Source organism: Bacillus sp. NEAU-Y102, assembly GCF_054788175.1.
The window spans coordinates 188,548-204,157 of sequence record NZ_JBTWFK010000008.1; the positions used below are offsets into that span (position 1 = coordinate 188,548).

Sequence of the window (15,610 nt, forward strand, 5' to 3'; positions counted from 1 at the left end):
CATCAACAATTCATCCTTATTAATTGTTCAAGCTTAATATTACATACTAACGAAAAATGACTTCTCATAAAGTAAAACTTTAATCAGTGGGGGTTTTATTCATCCCTCACTGATTATTAGTTAAACTAATCGGGCTTTTACGGGCTGCCCGATCCCCACCTAACTTCTTTGCTCTCGCTGAATTTTGAGGTGGGAGTCTTACTGCCCGGCAAATAGCGAGATAAATTCCAATACAAAAAAGGAGCCTATAAATTTTTATAGGCTCCTTTTTATTTCGTCGTTATTACTTAGCTAATTCTTTCGTACCCTTCATTACATCAACGAAGAATCCCCAGTTATTCACTACAGAAGAGATACTGATATGTTCATCTGGAGTGTGGACGTTAAAGATGTCTGGTCCGAATGAAATTGCATCTAATTCAGGCATCTTTTGAACGAATGCGCTACACTCAATCCCCGCATGTACAGCGAAGATTTCAATTTCTTTATTGTATTTTTCTTGATGTACTTTTTCAAATAAATTACGAATTTGTGAGTTTGGATTGTATGGCCATTCTGGATACTCTGACTCTATTTCAAATGTAGCACCAACTAATTCAGCAATATATTTGATTTCTTCTGCAACATGTTGTTTTAAACTACTTACAGAACTTCGCACTTCGTTACGTAATTTAATTTCATCTTGCAACGTTTCAATAACGCCTAAATTTGTTGAGCTTTCTACAAGACCTTTAATATCCATGCTCATACTTTGAATACCATTCGGAATTAAGAATAATGATGAAATAAGCTGCTTTTGTGTCTCTTTAGCAAATACTTTTTCAACTGTTTCATCCAATTTTGTCAGTGTAACATGAACATCTGAATCAACAGCACGCATTTCTTCTTGTAATACACGTGTCCATGATTCTAGTTTTTCTTCTACTTGCCCTACATCTTCTGTACGAATTAAAATTGTAGCTACACTTTCACGCGGAATTGCATTCGTTTTTAATCCGCCGTGAACTTCACTTATGTTAAACTCCGTATGTGCTGATAAATCACGTAACACTCGTCCTAATACTTTGTTCGCATTACCGCGTTGTTTATCAATTTCCATACCAGAATGTCCGCCTTTTAGACCGCCAACATATAGACGGTATGCATCCATATTCGCTGGTGTTTCATCCCAAATTACGGGAATTGTTTCAACAGCTTTCGCACCACCTGCACTACTTACAAGTAATTTATGATCTTCTTCAGAATCAATATTTATAAATATCTTTCCTTCAAAATGATTTGGATCAATAGCAAAAGCCCCGCCCATTGTCGTTTCTTCTTCAGTAGTGATAACGACTTCAAGTGCTGGATGCGGAATTTCTTTTGAATCTAATAAAGCTAATGCATACGCAACTGCAATACCATTATCAGCACCTAAAGTTGTTTGATTTGCATATAACATGTCCCCAATGATTCGTAATTCAATTGGATCTTTTTCAAAATCATGTACTGTTGCTTGATTTTTTTCGCAAACCATATCCATATGACCTTGAATAATAATAGCTGGTACATTTTCATAACCAGCTGTTGCTTCTTTTTTAATAATGACATTTAATGCTTCATCTTGAATGACTTCTAAGTTACGCTCTTTTGCAAAGCCCACTAAATAATCACTAATTTCCTTTTCATTACCTGATCCTCTAGGAATCTTTGAAATTTCTGCAAAATGATAAAATACAGGGTGCTTTGTTAATTGTTCTAAAGTAGAATACATTTTTCAAGCTCCTCTCAAAATGAAAAAATAGTATGTAAGTCTTTTATCATTATACCATGATTCATTATTTTACCTTTCTTTTAACTTTTATTGTTCATTTTATTTACAACACTCATACAACATTATAAGGGCGTTGTAAGCTATATCGATTTTTCTCATTTAATAATAGTCGTATACTTTTTAAAGAAACACATTAAAGGAGATAAAGAAAATGAAAAAGTTTGCAGCAATTATTACACTATGTTTATTATTTTTTAGTTTTACTATTGGCTGTGAGAGAGCGTCACTAAATAAAATTGGTAAAGATGTATATTACATGCAGATAAAAGGCGAAGGAGCTATCGAAAAAGTAGATGGTAGAAACTTACGAAACTATACGCTGCCCGCATATCATGAAGATGGTGTCAAAAAACAAATTACATTTAGAAGTACAAAAAAAGAAAACGACCATAAATTAAATGAAGACGCGTTTTTACGCCTTTATGTAGATCAAGATGATAATAGCAAAAATGAAATATCATCAATTGAAGTAAAGTCCTATGAAGAGATTCAGAAAACAGATTTACCTAAAAAAGTAAAAGATAAGTTTACTATTAAATAAAAAACAAAAGAAAATGCTCTATGCATTTTCTTTTGTTCTTTTCACTTGTATATATTTTGAACTACTATTATTCATCAGTTTCTCTAACCGATTTATATTCTCCGTTAATGCACCTTTCACAAGAGAGAAATCTGTATTGGATTCTTCTTTTTTTTCTTTAAAAAACGAAGACTTTTGTACATTGACTTCAGCCATCTCTTCTCCCCCTTTTCAAAAAGATACAACCTTTTATTTATATTATATAGCAAATGTAGAAAGAGTGTACACTTATGATTTTCTTTTTAATTCTTCTTCTAATTCTTCTACTTGCTGCAACGCATCCCCTTTTATTAAAGAGAAATCTGTTGTATCTTCGTTATCTTCTTTAAAAAAATCATTGTCATAATCTTTTACCACTACAATCACCTCTACATGCTAGTGTAGGAATGATTGTCCAATTTTATTCAACTTTGTCGGATTTTGTTTTTAATTTATGTATAGAAGAAAAGGACAGAAAAAGATTCTGTCCTTATTTACTAAAATAACTATGATGTATTGTTAAATTATATACATTTTCAAAATCCCGATCTTGCAGGTTATTTTTCTTTCCATCAATAACAATGAAAACATCACTTACTATTTTTGCTGGTATGATCCCGACATTTTCTACTTGCACTGCTTTCTGCTCATTCAATTGCTCGATATGTTCTAACGGAACGATAATACTAAATTGCGAGCGAATACCACGAAAGTTTGTATTTAATTCCTTTGCCGCTTCAAAAACAACAATTTTCGCGCCAATTTTTTCCCCATATGAATCTAAAAATACATTTAAGCTCTTTGTATATTCTTCTTCCGTATGCCATTCCATCGTACCGAATACTGCTGGATTAACATTTTGAATAATTGTGGTGTATATTTCTCCTCTCGCTTTAGATGCAATTAATGATCGTTTTATTGATTGAACTGTCTTGCCAATATCGCTAAATTTCGCACCCCATATTTCTGAAATATTAGGCGTTAAAATGAACGCAATATCAACAAAAATAACCATTGCAGTAAACATTAAAAGATTTTTCCAGAGGGTTAAATCAATTCCTTTTATCATGAAATACACGGTGACAGATATGATAAACAAACCATACCAAGTCTTTCTAATACGTTGCTTTTTCTCCTCGTACAACTCCTCATTTTTCCAATAAAAGAAAACAAGGACTACAAAGACAATCGCTAAAACAAATAAGCCAATTCGAATGTTAGAGATCATTAATCACATCACCCTCCATTCAAAAACTACTCACGATATCATTACATGCGCAAGCTGCTCTCTTTATGACAAAAGACATGGACAAGCTTCTAAATTTAGCTACATCGCATATATATTAGAAGGTACCACGTCTTTTATCCTGCTATTTGTGGGCAGTAAGACCCCCACTGATTAAAATTTTACTTTACCATGAGTCTATATTGTATATGTAGACAAGCATTCATTTCAAATTTTCGTATTAAAAAGAAATATGTTTCGGAATTTCCCCTTCAGGTACTTCTCCATCCATACTTAAATAATAATGACGAATCGGACGTAAGTTTTCGTCTAATTCATAAACAAGCGGAATACTAGTTGGAATATTTAATGAAACTACACCATCACTCGAAAGGTTGTCTAAGTATTTTACTAGCGAGCGAATTGTGTTACCGTGTGATGAAATAATTACTTTATTACCATTTTTTAATATCGGCGCTATTTCTGAGTGCCAATAAGCAAGTACTCTCTTCTCCGTATCCTCTAAACATTCAGTTAATGGAAATTCACCTTTTTTGAGTGTTTTATATCTTGGATCGGTCGCTTCATATCGAGGATCATCTTCAGTAAGAGCCGGTGGTCTTACATCAACACTTCTTCTCCAAATATGAACTTGCTCCTCACCATATTTTTGAGCAGTTTCATCTTTATTCAACCCCTGCAATGCACCATAATGTCTTTCATTTAGCTTCCAAGATTTATGTATTGGGACCCAAGTAAGATCCATCTCATGAAGTACAATCCATAACGTCCGAATTGCGCGTTTTAATACAGATGTATAAGCCACATCAAAAGTATATCTGTTTTTCTTTAATATTGCTCCTGCTTCTCTCGCTTCACTTAATCCATTCTCTGATAGATCAACATCTGTCCATCCAGTAAAGCGATTTTCAAGATTCCATAAACTTTGTCCGTGACGAATAAGTACAAGTTTTATCATTATAATTCCCCTTTCGGAAATGTGAATTTTATTGTTCCATTGCGTACACGTATAAAGTATCTAGTAATGTATCTTTTTATCCATTCACTCTATAACCAAACGATAGTTGCCAAATGTATGGATAAAATTTGTTCTTTTTCAAACTATAAAAACAGAAGTTTTTCATTATTTTTGATCGACTGGTATTTCCCGTTTTGATATCCAAGCATCAAAACCTGATCGACTATTTGCCATTTCATTCATAACTTGATGCCAATTGTCTTCACATGATTCACCAAATTTTGAAAAAATAGCGCCCATTTGTTGTCTTTGTACATCGCTCAATTTTTTCTCTAAATCTGCACCTTGTTCTGTTAAAGACAACTGTTTCACACGGCGGTCATGTGTAGCTTCATTACTCTCAATTAAGCCCTTTTCCACAAGTTGACGTAGTGGCCCGTGGAGAGCTTGTTTACTTATTTCTAATAATGATAATAACTCATTTACACTTATCCCTGGAAAACGTGCGATAAAAAATAAAATTCGATGATGTACTCGTTGAATGCCATATTCTTTTATAATTTCATCTGGCTTTTCAGTAAATGTTTTATATGCAAAATAAAATAATGCTAATGCCTCATTCATCTGTTCTTCTTTATGTTGTGTCATCTACTTTCCCCCTGTATGTAAATTATACCACAATCTAGTAATGAATATTTTAATCAACTTATTAGAACCTGTTTAGTCTATTGAAACATTCACTGCATAATTAGGAGATGATTCATTTGAAAAAAATATACTGTAAGTACATATTTATTGGATAGACTACACGAATTAGGAATTGAACATACATTCGGGGTTCCTGGTGATTATAATCTTGCCTTTTTAGATGATGTAGTACCACATGAAAATTTAAAGTGGATTGTATTATTAGTATTGGTGTGAAGTTAACTGATACTATTACAGGCGGCTTCACACAAGGTTTTACAAAAGAACAAGTTATAGAAATCCATCCCTACACTGTGAAAATTATAGATAAAAAATACGGACCAGTTGTAATGAAAGCTGTTTTACAACAGTTAAGTGATGTAATTGAACATCGCAATGAGGAAACACTTGATATTAAGCCATTTATTTCAGAATCACTATCTATTACTGAAGAGTTTAACCCAAAAGAACAAATGATTACACAAAAACGTTTTTGGCAGCAAATGTACCATTTCTTACAAGAAAACGACATCTTAATTGTAGAGCAAGGAACACCTTTCTTTGGTAGTGCTGCTATCCCTCTACCTAATAACACTGCATATGTAGGACAACCGTTATGGGGATCTATCGGATATACACTGCCCGCTCTAATTGGTACACAGGTCGCCAATTTATCACGGCGCAACATTTTAATTATTGGTGACGGTTCTTTCCAAGTAACTGCCCAAGAGTTATCAACTATACTACGTCAAAATTTAAAACCGATTATATTTTTAATCAATAACAACGGATACACTGTTGAACGTGCCATTCACGGCCAAAACCAACCATATAATGACATACAGATGTGGGATTATACTAACTTGCCGAACCTATTCGGATCAGAAGAAAAAAGCCTAACATTTAAAGTGGAGAATGAAACAGAGTTAACAGAAGTCTTAACAAATATAACTTTTAATAAGAATCAACTTATCTTTATTGAGGTAATAATGAGCCAAAGCGATCAACCTGAATTGTTAGCTAAACTCGGGAAAAGATTCGGTCAGCAAAATTCTTAATATAAAAAAACTAATTATACAATTGGTAGTGTAAAACTTGTTTTGAGAATAGTTTCGACCCTCAAAATACATAAAGGAAAAGGATGGAAAGTACCATCCTTTTCTATTTTAAGAGCCTTCTTCGACTAACACCCTGTGCGACAAGTAAAAATTCTTAATCCATCTTTAACTTTATAGCTTTTGTCGCAATAAATGTTTTAATATGCTTATCTAATATCCTTGTTCCACCAAAATCATCCTCATAAAAACCTGTTATAGCAAAACCAGCATCAATTTGGCCTTGGATTTGGTCTTCTAAAGTATGCGCATATTCTATTGTTTGATTTGAATCGATGTAATCTTGAACTTCATCCTCTGGTAAATAATCCAATGTTGATGAAGGAATTGAATGTTTAACATCAAGAATACCTTTTTGTTCTTGGTTATCATCAAAGATCCATAGTAATGGATTTGTAAATCCAGCAATAAGAATAACTTTATTCTTTAAAACCCTAGAAACTTCATTCCATACAAGATGAACATCTTTTACAAACAAATTAGAGACAGGATTTACAACAATATCAAAATATTCATCCTCAAAGTCACCAAGGTCTGACATATCTCCTTGTACGGTTTTTAAAGTCAAACCATCCCGTTTTGCTACCTTTTCATCTTGTTCCAATTGCTTCTTAGATATATCAGTAACTGTTACATCTGCTCCAGCAGCAGCTAGAACAGGTGCTTGTTGTCCACCACCTGACGCTAAGCAAAGTATCTTTAATCCATCTAATGACTTTGGAAACCACTCTCTAGGAACTGACTTTTCCGTAGTGACTGTAATCTCCCATTCACCTGATTTGCTTTTCTCAATAATCTCGCTACTTACAGGCTGCGTGTATCTAGAACCTTCTTCAACCTTCTTATCCCATGCATTACTGTTTTGTTGTGTAGTATCCATTGCGATTAGTCCTCCAAACGATCTAGTGGCATTCAATGTGTAAGCTTATTAACTATTTATACTTTCCTTTTCCTATTAACCTGCCTGATAGTTCATACATAGTTGTTTACATTTATATTAACAGATAAACACTAATAATTACTAAAAATTCTAAAAAGACACAAAAATATACATCCATTCCATTCATTTAAAATAATTGTAGAATTGGTAAGTTTTAAACAACTCATTTCCACAAAAAAAGCATTCCAAAACTGTTGACAGTTGGAACGCTTTTTTATGTTATTTCATTTTTCAAGCTTTTAACTAAATCCATTAAACAAATAAGCTACGCTTTTTCTTTTTTATTCAGCAAGAGTTAACTGCCAAGATACACCATACTTATCATTTAACCAGCCAAATTTTTTACTAAACGGATAAGAACCTAAAGGCATGAGAATTGCTCCATCCTGCGCTAGTTTATGAAAGACCGTTTCAATTTCTTCTTCTGTCTCACAAGTTACATAAAGAGACATAGCTGGAGTGAATGTAAAATTATGATTTACATAACTATCAATACACATAAACTCTTGGCCATTTAGCGTAAAAGTTGCATGAATTACAGTTCCCTCTTTACCAGGTCCATTTTCATCGTAGCGAGAAATACTTACAATTTCCGATTGATCAAATAGCGACGTATAAAAATTCATTGCTTCCTCAGCTTTGCCTTCAAACATTAAAAACGTAGTAATTTTTTGATTTGTGTTACTCATATGGAGACAGCCCCTTGTTATATATTTATGTAAAACATAAGTCGGCCAAAAAACCGAACGTATATTCCTATAAGTGTATTGTCTATAAAAACGATGAGTTTGTCAATTATCTACTTTCTTATTTCTTCTTAAATAATGCTGTCCAAAGAAATGATTCTCCAAACATTTCATTCGGTTGTTTTATTTGTTTCATCCTTCTAATCTCAATTACCTCAAATTCTTTAAATATCTCTCTTAACTTTTCTTCCGAGTATGCAAGACCACCTTGTAGACTCCATTCTCTATATACGTCCCAATCTGTTATTTCTGATCCATTTCGCTCATCTAAATTGCCTGCTGCAAAACATGTTAATCCGAAATAACCACCCGATTTTAATGAGTTTTTAATTAAATCCACATAATTTATTCTTCTATGCGGTGAAATGTGATGCAAACAGCCCGAATCATATACAAAATCAAATTCGTTTTGAACCTCTAAATTAAAAATTGAATTACAAATAAAATGAATTTCTACCCCTTTTGCCAATGCCCTCTCTTTTGCCCAGTTAATGCCTTCTACAGATAAATCCACTGCTGTTACATCAAATCCTTGAGTCGCTAAATAAATGGCATTTCTACCTGGACCACATCCAAGTTCTAATACCTTCCCTTTTGAAACTCTCTCTTTTTGTATATTCGAAACTAGATTCTCATCTGGAACATTTTCAAAAAACGGAACATCCTTTTCTCTATTCTCATAAAACTCATTCCAAAATGGTTCAGCAGGTCTTAATAATGAATCAAGCATTTTTAAAATATCTTCTTGTGTGTATAACGTTTCAGTTTTCATTAATACCCCTCCACGAATTAATAGTCAGAAAATTATTATATATCTTTTTGAACTATCAGACGAATAAAGGCTCCACATTTTAATTTTTTCTTTATTCTTTAAATTATTTTAAATACGGTAAATGAAATTATAAACTTTACTCTTATGGTGCAAATGCACGCCAACCTATTATTAAATACAAAAAGAGCCACAAATTTTTGTGACTCCTTCTGCATTAATAATTATATCAGGATTTTTTATTATATAGCGATTTCTCTATTAACAAACGATATAACTCTTCATCCCAATTACCACTTCATACTTTAACGACCACGTCTTTGCTGACCTTGCTTTGTATTACCTTTTTTATTACTTGGCTTATTAAATGATCGGTTGTTTTCATTTCTCGAACTATTTCTTGAATCATTTCTTGGGCTATTTCTCGAATCACGTCTTGATTCACTTCTTGAACCTTCACGGCTATCTCTTTGACGATTTTGACCTGATTTCTTCGGAGCCGGCTTTGGTACCGGTTTTCCATTTTCATCTACACGTTTTATCTTCGGTTGTTCGATTATTTCTCTTTGTATTGGTGCACCAAGCGTTTTTTCAATTTCTTCTAAATGTTTTTCATCTTTCGCTGCAACAAACGTAATTGCAAGACCTGATCCACCTGCACGTCCTGTTCGGCCAATGCGGTGAATATAACTTTCTACATCTTCAGGGATATCAAAGTTAAATACGTGCGTTACACCATCTACATCAAGTCCACGAGCTGCTACATCCGTTGCGATTAAGTACTGAATTTTAGCTTCGCGGAAACTCTTCATAACTCTTTCACGTTTCGCTTGAGGTATATCACCATGAAGTTCAGCACAATTATAACCTAGTCCTTTTAAATTATCATAAAGCTTACTTGCTCTAACCTTTGTACGACAGAAAATAACTGCTAAAAATGGCTGGTCACGATCCATAACAAAACGAAGTGCATCTGGCTTTGCACGATCTGTCGTCTCAATGACACGCTGCTCAATTGTATCTACCGTTACTTCTTCACTTTGTACTTGAATCATTTGCGGCTCATCCATATAACGCTTCGCCAATTTTTTAATATCTTTTGGCATCGTTGCTGAGAATAACATCGTTTGTTTACTACCAGGTGTCTCATCTAAAATATCTTCAATATCATATAAGAAACCGAAATAAAGCATTTGATCCGCTTCATCTAGTACAATCGTTGAAAGATTACTTAAATCAATTGTTTCGCGTCGTATATGATCTAATAATCGTCCTGGTGTTGCAACAACAATATGTGTATTACCTTTTAATTTTCTCAATTGTTGTGCTACATCTTGCCCACCATAAATCGCTAGTACATTAATATCTTCTCTTTGAACAAGCATTTTTTTAATTTCAGTTGTAATTTGCAGAGCTAGTTCCCTTGTTGGTGCAACAATTAAAGCCTGAACATCACTAGACTCTGGATTGATTTTTTCTAAAATCGGTAACACAAATGCTAACGTTTTACCCGTTCCAGTTTTCGCCTGCCCAATAATATCTTTACCTGACAGAATAACTGGAATTGCCTTTTCTTGAATTGGTGTTGCTTCTGTAATTCCATTTTCACGTAATGTATGATTAAAAGTTTCACTAATTCCTAATTCTAAAAAGTTTTTCAAATAGACCACTTCTTTTCCTTATTTTTCACATTAGCTTTCATTGTACCATTTGTTTCGCTAAATATGAAAAATAAAAAAATTCTTATCTTCTTTTTTTATATTCATCCTGTACTAGATGGACAAATTCTTTTTGCTTTTTCTCGGATTTTATTAATGGTTCCATATTTGCAGAAGTCAAAATATACTTTTTAATTTTTCTATTACTCCAAATTAAACTTGTATACTTCGGATCTTCATGTAGATTTCGAAACCACTCTAATTCACTTAATTTTGCAATATGGTGTTTCAATTTCATGTCATTTCGAGGATAAAACAAAATAACATTTGCTATTACATCAAATAACGAACCCATCTTCTCCCTCCTATACCCTTGCTCAAATTATATATATTCTTTTGTACATATACATTTCAATTTTACCGAAATATACTGTTACTGATTTGGTTGAAATCGCAAAATATATGAACTAAAAAACCGATCTTTTTGATTTAGGAAAGACCGGTTTTCATTATTTTATAAAGTCAGCTTTCCTCCATGGTAGCAATAATACTGTGCTGCTTTAAGACTTTTAATCCTATTTAAAGACTTTTCCGCCCTTTCTATATCTAAGCAAAAATCCGGATTAGCTATTACTAACTCACGATTCTCTTGAACCGCTGCATCTCCTGTAATTACACAGTCTAAATTCGGAAAATATAATGAAATATGCCCCGAAGTATGTCCTGGCGTCGCTACTATTTGACATTCATTATTCAAAATCATTTGACCATCATGTACTTTTTCATCGACGGAAATATGTTTTATATTTTTTAACTGTTGAATAAACCATTTACCAAATTCTTTTTCTTCATTTGGCATACGTTCTAACATTTTTTCAGCTTGAGCCAACCTCTCTGATCTTATATCACCACTAATATAGTTAGATTCAATTTCACTAGCAATAACATTAACATTTGGATATTTCATTTTAAAATCATATAAAGCCCCTATATGATCGTCATCATAATGGGTAATAATTATATTCTTTAAGTTTTTCATCTCATATCCATGTTTTAATATTGCATTTTCAATTAAAGGTAAAAAACTTGGATATCCTGTATCGACTAACGTTAATTCATTATGTAATATAATTAAACTTGGATAAATACATTGTTTTTGCCCGTTAAATTCGAATTCAATTGGTAGTTCTATTATTTTCATTTTTCTTCCCCCATACCGCTTATAAAATGCATAATAATAACTAAATCATACACATACATTTTACAATATATATACTATGTAACGGAACACTGTGAATCGTGGCATAATCCACATTATATTATTTTGAACAGGTAATCCCCTATTTTTATGGAAATATATAATAAGAAAAACAATAACATTGATTAATCTCTCACTTCTTTGTCTATCCTTTTAAAAAATCTATGTTTTTGTAAAAGGAGTATTTATATGGAGAAACAGACACTTTGGAAAAAGTTCAAAAAAAGCTCTGTAAACCTCGGTAAATCCAGCGTATATGAAAGTATTATCTTATTCTACACAATGAAAAAGAAAGAATTACCTACTAAAGCGAAATTCATAATATTAGCCGCTTTATCTTATTACGTATTAACAATTGATTTCATTCCAGATATAGCTGCTATTATTGGGATTGGCTTATTAGATGATGTTTTAGCAATCGCTGTAGCGCATAAATATGTTATGCGCCATGCAGATGCTGAAATTCGAGAGAAGAGCAAGGTAAAAATGGAGTCATTATTTACTTCAGCACAAGCATAATTAAACTAACTAGTCATTTACATACCTTTTTACTTTCAAAAAAAGCTAACTGTAATTAATGATAGTTCAACCTCACTGAACATTACTCTTCACTATGAGAGCATTGCAGAATAAATCCCTAAACAAAAGCATTTCTCTTAGCTCTCAAACCGTAAACAAATAGGGTGTCAGCACGTGTTCCTAAGTTCTGACACCCTTTTATTTGTTCTTATATCTATCTGTTATACAGTTGCATGTGTCCCCTTATACAAAACTGCTATTGCCGCGACTATAAGGATCATACCCATAAAAGCAGGTGCAGCATGACCAAGCGATACATAGATTTGCCCTCCAATAATAGGACCAATCATTCTTGCTAAAGCTTGAATAGATTGACTTCCCCCTTGAATCCTTCCTTGTTCACTAGAACCGCCAGACTTTGAAAGCATCCCGTTGAATGAAGGCCCGAAAATTGAATCCCCAAAACCATACATCAGCATTCCAACGATAAGTAGTGGATAGAGTGAAAACAAAGCTGATGCCCCAATAAAACTGTATCCTATAATCTCCGAAAGCATCCCAAGAATTGCTATTTGTTTATCACTAAGCTGGATCAAAAGCTTTGGCATTATAAAACTTTGTGAAACAATGTCTTGAAAGCCCAAAATTGAAAACATAAGTCCGATTAGTGCAGGTTTCCAACTGAAAGTATCCATTGTAAATTGCGTGAAAATTGCTTGTAAAGATCCGTTAGGTATCCAAAGTAAAAACGCTGAGACAAGTAACCATTTTAAATTTTTCATGGAAAGTATGTTTGCTAGCTGTGCAAAAGGATTCAACCTTACAAAAGTAATCTCTTTTAACCTATTATTTTTGTCAAGACTCTCAGGCATATATTTGATCCCATATACAACATTTATTAACGTTATGATTGCTCCAAAATACATAGGTACAGTATCACCAAACTTGGCAAGTAATCCCCCAATAGTGGGGCCAATGATAGTTCCCGCACCTACAACTGCACTCACCCATCCAAAGTATTTCGTTCTCTGCTCTTTTGGAATGATGTCTGCAAAATATGCGAAGATAGTACTTATGCTCCCGCCTGTTATTCCTTCTATTATGCGTCCAGCAAATAGTACCCATAAAGCTCCTCCTATACCAAAAACTAAGTACCCAATTGCAGAACCAAATAAGCATATTAAAAGTAATGGACGACGGCCATACTTATCGCTTAAAGCTCCGAGTACTGGGGCAGCTAAAAACACGCAAGCCGCATATACGGAAGTTAGTAGTGTAACAACTAATGCTTGTTCTTCCGGATTACTTGTATATGGCTGTACTAAGAATGGGACTACAGGCATGATAATACTGAAACCTATACCACAAAGAAATACAGAAATAAGTCCGAATAGTAAAGCATGTTTATCTATGCTTTTTTCAGTTTCCCTTTCATTTTGTGATCTAAATATAGACATTTAACTTCTCTCCTCAAAACATTTTGTTGTCGTGTCAACAAAATGATAACTTCGTTTTGTTGATTAGTCAACAAAAATAACATAATAAAAAAGCAGCCTATTCTCATTAGAGTAAGGCTGCCATTTCATTATTAAAATGTATTAGGATTTAATATGTATACCTTGTTTCTTTATTTCTGCATCCAAATGTCTACTATACTTTTCCACGAAACTAATTATACTGTCGAATTCTTCTTCAGTTACTTGCTCAAATACAGCTTTATCCCGCTCTTGAAACTCTTTGTGCAGATCTTCATGGATTTTATAAATTTCTTTCCCTTCTTCGGTAAGCCTAAAATAAATTTCTTTCTTATTTTCCGACTTTTGGTAGCTTTCAATAAGGCCTTTTTGTATGAGCTTCTTAGTCATTCTACTTATAGCACCGCGAGTCACATAAAAAGCCTCTGCAAGTTGTGTCACATTAGAATCCACATTATTTTCAATATATTCAATGCAGTGGACTTCAGAAGACTTAAAACCTTTAAGACCTTCTTCCATCTTATCTTTATTAAGCCAAACCAGCTTATTATATAATTTCCTGAAACCGTTCATGACCTGTTCTTCTTTATTCATGACCTGCCCTCCTCACCGCTCATTAGTACATTAAAACTATTATATTAAATTTCTGCTTACGTTTCGACAATATTGAAATAATTATTGTAACATTCAAGATATGTGTAAAAATTGGCGCTTAAATAAAACAATTCATTAAACAGCAAATTTATTGCTACTTACAATAAACAGTAGACAAAAAGTAAGAGCTAAAATTATTTCTCTTAGCTCTTCTTTCATAAAACTATTTCACTTCATTAGCGACAAAAAAGTGCTCACATACACTTGATATGCGCTGTAAGTCCACGTTCCCACCAGATATAACCGCTACTACTTTTTTTCCTTTTATATAGCTATCAACTTTTCCTGCAAGAAGTGCAGCAGTTGCTAATGCACCTGCACCTTCTACAACAGCTTTCCCACGTTGTAATAAATCTTTCATCGCTACTTCCAGTTCTTTTTCTGATACAGTTACAATATCATCTACTAATTCTTTTACAATTTCAAATGTTAATTCCCCTGGTATTTTAACAGCGCAACCATCTGCAATAGTAGGCGCCTCATAATGTTCTACGATTGCTCCTTTATCGTAAGATGCCTTCATTCCATGAACATTATCTGCTTGGACACCAATTATATTAATCGATGGATTAAAAGATTTTAATGCTACAGAAATACCAGAAATAATTCCGCCTCCACCTATTGGTACAATGACAGTATCTACATCCCACATATCATCAAGAATATCTAATCCAATTGTACCTTGACCAGCCATTACCTCTACATCATCATATGGATGTAAGTATGTCTCACCTGTTTCCCTTATAATTTCTTCACATTTTGCCTTTGCATCATCAAATGTTTCACCATGTAAAATTACTTCAGATCCATATCCTCTAGTTGCTTCGACTTTAGCCTGCGGTGCAGAAATTGGCATAACAATTTTACTCTTAATACCGAGTAAATGAGCAGATAATGCAACTCCTTGTGCATGATTACCTGCTGAACATGCAATTACACCTCTTTCTTTTTCTTGATCCGTGAGCCGCGACATTTTATTAAATGCGCCACGAAATTTAAAAGAACCCGTTAATTGCATATTTTCTAATTTCAAATGAATTTCTCCGCCCGTTTTACTAGTCAAGTAAAAAGATTTTACTAATGGCGTTTTACGAGCATTTCTATCTAGAATCTTGTGAGCTTTTTTAATATTGTCTATATGTAATGGTAGTTTTCTAGTTATCATACTTACACCTCTTCCAATGTTCTATTCCTAAGTTTTCGTAAGTCGTAG

General features: G+C 33.4%; 18 protein-coding genes and 1 pseudogene. 4 read left to right on the forward strand and 15 right to left on the reverse strand.

The window, feature by feature from the left end; translation table 11 throughout:
* Nucleotides 1-283: 283 nt before the first annotated feature.
* Nucleotides 284-1,753, reverse strand: coding sequence for a beta-Ala-His dipeptidase (gene pepD, locus ACYFX0_RS21475; protein ID WP_000287540.1), 1,470 nt, complete (start codon nucleotides 1,751-1,753; stop codon nucleotides 284-286).
* A 211-nt stretch (nucleotides 1,754-1,964) separates the two neighbouring features.
* Here pepD and ACYFX0_RS21480 point away from each other — a divergent pair, with 211 nt between their 5' ends.
* Complete coding sequence (locus tag ACYFX0_RS21480; protein WP_000712655.1) at nucleotides 1,965-2,354, forward strand: YxeA family protein; 390 nt, start codon at nucleotides 1,965-1,967, stop codon at nucleotides 2,352-2,354.
* Nucleotides 2,355-2,372: 18 nt separating this feature from the next.
* Here ACYFX0_RS21480 and spoIISB read toward each other — a convergent pair whose 3' ends face one another.
* From spoIISB to ACYFX0_RS21505, 5 genes are all read right to left on the reverse strand, one after another.
* Nucleotides 2,373-2,549 (reverse strand): stage II sporulation protein SB, encoded by a 177-nt coding sequence (spoIISB, locus tag ACYFX0_RS21485; RefSeq protein ID WP_000852629.1) that lies wholly within the window; start codon nucleotides 2,547-2,549, stop codon nucleotides 2,373-2,375.
* Nucleotides 2,550-2,621: 72 nt separating this feature from the next.
* Nucleotides 2,622-2,750: a hypothetical protein gene (locus ACYFX0_RS21490; protein ID WP_000237817.1), complete on the reverse strand. Its 129-nt coding sequence runs from the start codon at nucleotides 2,748-2,750 to the stop codon at nucleotides 2,622-2,624.
* A 112-nt stretch (nucleotides 2,751-2,862) separates the two neighbouring features.
* Entirely contained in the window at nucleotides 2,863-3,600 is a 738-nt protein-coding gene (locus ACYFX0_RS21495; RefSeq protein ID WP_000624981.1) for a type II toxin-antitoxin system SpoIISA family toxin, read from the reverse strand.
* A gap of 238 nt (nucleotides 3,601-3,838) precedes the next feature.
* The gene (gene gpmA / locus ACYFX0_RS21500) at nucleotides 3,839-4,576 is read right to left on the reverse strand and encodes a 2,3-diphosphoglycerate-dependent phosphoglycerate mutase (RefSeq protein WP_000594159.1); all 738 of its coding nucleotides are present in this window, start codon (nucleotides 4,574-4,576) and stop codon (nucleotides 3,839-3,841) included.
* A gap of 165 nt (nucleotides 4,577-4,741) precedes the next feature.
* Entirely contained in the window at nucleotides 4,742-5,224 is a 483-nt protein-coding gene (locus ACYFX0_RS21505; protein ID WP_000191905.1) for a MarR family winged helix-turn-helix transcriptional regulator, read from the reverse strand.
* Between the two features lie 147 nt (nucleotides 5,225-5,371).
* Here ACYFX0_RS21505 and ACYFX0_RS21510 point away from each other — a divergent pair, with 147 nt between their 5' ends.
* Nucleotides 5,372-5,500 carry a hypothetical protein gene (locus ACYFX0_RS21510; RefSeq protein WP_106082469.1) on the forward strand — a complete coding sequence of 43 codons (129 nt, stop codon included), beginning with the start codon at nucleotides 5,372-5,374 and terminating at the stop codon, nucleotides 5,498-5,500.
* Nucleotides 5,476-6,321 (forward strand): annotated as a pseudogene (locus ACYFX0_RS21515) (thiamine pyrophosphate-dependent enzyme); the annotation flags it as partial. The gene ACYFX0_RS21510 and the pseudogene ACYFX0_RS21515, both read left to right, overlap by 25 nt.
* A 154-nt stretch (nucleotides 6,322-6,475) precedes the next feature.
* Here the strand turns inward: ACYFX0_RS21515 and ACYFX0_RS21520 are convergent.
* The 6 genes from ACYFX0_RS21520 to ACYFX0_RS21545 form a co-directional block, all read right to left on the reverse strand.
* Nucleotides 6,476-7,258, reverse strand: coding sequence for a class I SAM-dependent methyltransferase (locus tag ACYFX0_RS21520; RefSeq protein WP_106082467.1), 783 nt, complete (start codon nucleotides 7,256-7,258; stop codon nucleotides 6,476-6,478).
* A gap of 341 nt (nucleotides 7,259-7,599) precedes the next feature.
* On the reverse strand, nucleotides 7,600-8,007 hold the full coding sequence (locus tag ACYFX0_RS21525) for a VOC family protein (protein ID WP_000072495.1): 408 nt from the start codon (nucleotides 8,005-8,007) through the stop codon (nucleotides 7,600-7,602).
* A gap of 118 nt (nucleotides 8,008-8,125) precedes the next feature.
* A complete protein-coding gene (locus ACYFX0_RS21530; protein WP_106082466.1) occupies nucleotides 8,126-8,836 on the reverse strand; it encodes a class I SAM-dependent methyltransferase in 711 nt (236 codons plus the stop codon).
* Nucleotides 8,837-9,138: 302 nt separating this feature from the next.
* Nucleotides 9,139-10,503, reverse strand: a complete 1,365-nt coding sequence (locus tag ACYFX0_RS21535; RefSeq protein WP_106082465.1) for a DEAD/DEAH box helicase — start codon at nucleotides 10,501-10,503, stop codon at nucleotides 9,139-9,141.
* Nucleotides 10,504-10,576: 73 nt separating this feature from the next.
* Nucleotides 10,577-10,846 (reverse strand): hypothetical protein, encoded by a 270-nt coding sequence (locus ACYFX0_RS21540; protein WP_000535041.1) that lies wholly within the window; start codon nucleotides 10,844-10,846, stop codon nucleotides 10,577-10,579.
* A 159-nt stretch (nucleotides 10,847-11,005) separates the two neighbouring features.
* On the reverse strand, nucleotides 11,006-11,692 hold the full coding sequence (locus ACYFX0_RS21545) for an MBL fold metallo-hydrolase (protein ID WP_106082464.1): 687 nt from the start codon (nucleotides 11,690-11,692) through the stop codon (nucleotides 11,006-11,008).
* 246 nt (nucleotides 11,693-11,938) lie between these two features.
* Here ACYFX0_RS21545 and ACYFX0_RS21550 point away from each other — a divergent pair, with 246 nt between their 5' ends.
* Nucleotides 11,939-12,268 carry a YkvA family protein gene (locus tag ACYFX0_RS21550; RefSeq protein WP_000415089.1) on the forward strand — a complete coding sequence of 110 codons (330 nt, stop codon included), beginning with the start codon at nucleotides 11,939-11,941 and terminating at the stop codon, nucleotides 12,266-12,268.
* A 221-nt stretch (nucleotides 12,269-12,489) separates the two neighbouring features.
* Here ACYFX0_RS21550 and ACYFX0_RS21555 read toward each other — a convergent pair whose 3' ends face one another.
* From ACYFX0_RS21555 to tdcB, 3 genes are all read right to left on the reverse strand, one after another.
* The gene (locus tag ACYFX0_RS21555; RefSeq protein ID WP_247727937.1) at nucleotides 12,490-13,725 is read right to left on the reverse strand and encodes an MFS transporter; all 1,236 of its coding nucleotides are present in this window, start codon (nucleotides 13,723-13,725) and stop codon (nucleotides 12,490-12,492) included.
* A gap of 141 nt (nucleotides 13,726-13,866) precedes the next feature.
* Entirely contained in the window at nucleotides 13,867-14,337 is a 471-nt protein-coding gene (locus ACYFX0_RS21560) for a MarR family transcriptional regulator (protein WP_106082462.1), read from the reverse strand.
* A gap of 223 nt (nucleotides 14,338-14,560) precedes the next feature.
* On the reverse strand, nucleotides 14,561-15,562 hold the full coding sequence (gene tdcB, locus ACYFX0_RS21565) for a bifunctional threonine ammonia-lyase/L-serine ammonia-lyase TdcB (RefSeq protein WP_000632966.1): 1,002 nt from the start codon (nucleotides 15,560-15,562) through the stop codon (nucleotides 14,561-14,563).
* Nucleotides 15,563-15,610 lie beyond the last annotated feature (48 nt).